This window comes from Halopseudomonas pertucinogena (assembly GCF_014646575.1).
Lineage (GTDB): Bacteria > Pseudomonadota > Gammaproteobacteria > Pseudomonadales > Pseudomonadaceae > Halopseudomonas > Halopseudomonas pertucinogena.
In genome coordinates this window covers 1-1,311 of sequence record NZ_BMNN01000016.1, presented here as the reverse complement: position 1 = coordinate 1,311, position 1,311 = coordinate 1, and the positions used below count along the sequence as shown (strand labels likewise).

The following is a 1,311-nucleotide window of genomic DNA, read 5'->3' as shown; positions in this document are numbered from 1 at the left end:
TGTGCAAACCGGCAACATAGGTAACAGATCAGACCGGCAACATGGGTTACACAAGTTACGGTATGGGCAAGGAGGACCAGCCCATGCCCTGGCAAGAGACTTGTGTAATGGATCTGAAGGTGAAACTGATTGCCGACTGGCTGCGGGATGAGTACAGCGTAAGCGAGCTGGCCCGCGGTTATAACCTGAGCCGCAAGACGGTGTACAAGTGGATCAGGCGTTACGAGGAACAGGGAGGTGCCGGGCTGGAGGAGCGATCCCGCGCTCCCCACAACTGTCCGCACACTGTCTCGGAGGAGGTTGCCGAGCGCATTGTGGCAACCAAGCGGGCTCATCCCAGCTTCGGACCGAAGAAGGTGGTGGACCTGCTGCGTGGGGAACAGCCGGGCGTTAACTGGCCGGCTGACAGTACGGCCGGCGAGATTCTCAAGGCAGCTGGGCTGGTCAGGAAGCGGCGGTACAGGCGGCCTTATCCTGCAGACCCGCAGCCGTTTGAGATGGGCAACCGGCCCAATGCGCTGTGGAGCATCGACTACAAGGGCCAGTATCCGACGGCGGATGGGAGCTGGTGTTACCCGCTGACGCTTACAGATAACGCCAGCCGCTATCTGCTGGGCTGCCAGGCAGTATCGGCAACCAGCTATGCCCTGGCGCGACCCGCTCTGGAATGGGCCTTCCATGAGCACGGGCTGCCCGAAGGCATATTGTCGGATAACGGATCCCCGTTCGCCAGCCGAGGCGCGGGCGGATTGACCAGGCTGTCGAAGTGGTGGGTGGAACTGGGTATTCGCGTGCACCGCACCAGACCGGGCACCCCGACCCAGAACGCCCGCCACGAACGGATGCATGGCTCGCTGAATCGAGCCATAGGTGGAGAGTTGAGAGGGGCTGATACAAGGACGCAACAAGCCGCGCTACAGGCATTCCGGCAAGAGTTTAATGAACAACGCAGTCATGAAGCTCTGAACCGACAGACGCCTGCCAGCGCCTATCAGCCTTCGCAGCGGATCTACTCGCCAGTCTTGCGGCCAATCGAATATACCGCAGACCAGCAGGTAAGAAGCGTGAGGCAGAACGGTGAGATCAAGTGCAGAGGACAGCTGATCTATCTGAGCGAGCTGCTGGCTCAGCACCGAGTGGGGTTGAGAGAAATCGAGGGTGATCGGCTGGAGGTGCGTTACAGCTTCCACCTGCTCGGCTATATCAACCTCAGGACATCGCGATTAGAGCCCGCGTGCCAGTGGCACGCGGGGGGGAGAGGTGTAACCCATGTTCCCGGTTTAAAGTGTTACCCATGTTCCGGTTGCACAG

1 protein-coding gene is annotated in these 1,311 nt (G+C 60.1%); it reads left to right on the top strand.

Features of this window, described 5'->3' with window-relative positions; translation table 11 throughout:
• Positions 1-119: 119 nt before the first annotated feature.
• Positions 120-1,311: DDE-type integrase/transposase/recombinase (locus IEW63_RS14515; RefSeq protein ID WP_229710541.1), on the top strand; the 1,192-nt coding region annotated here is incomplete at its 3' end.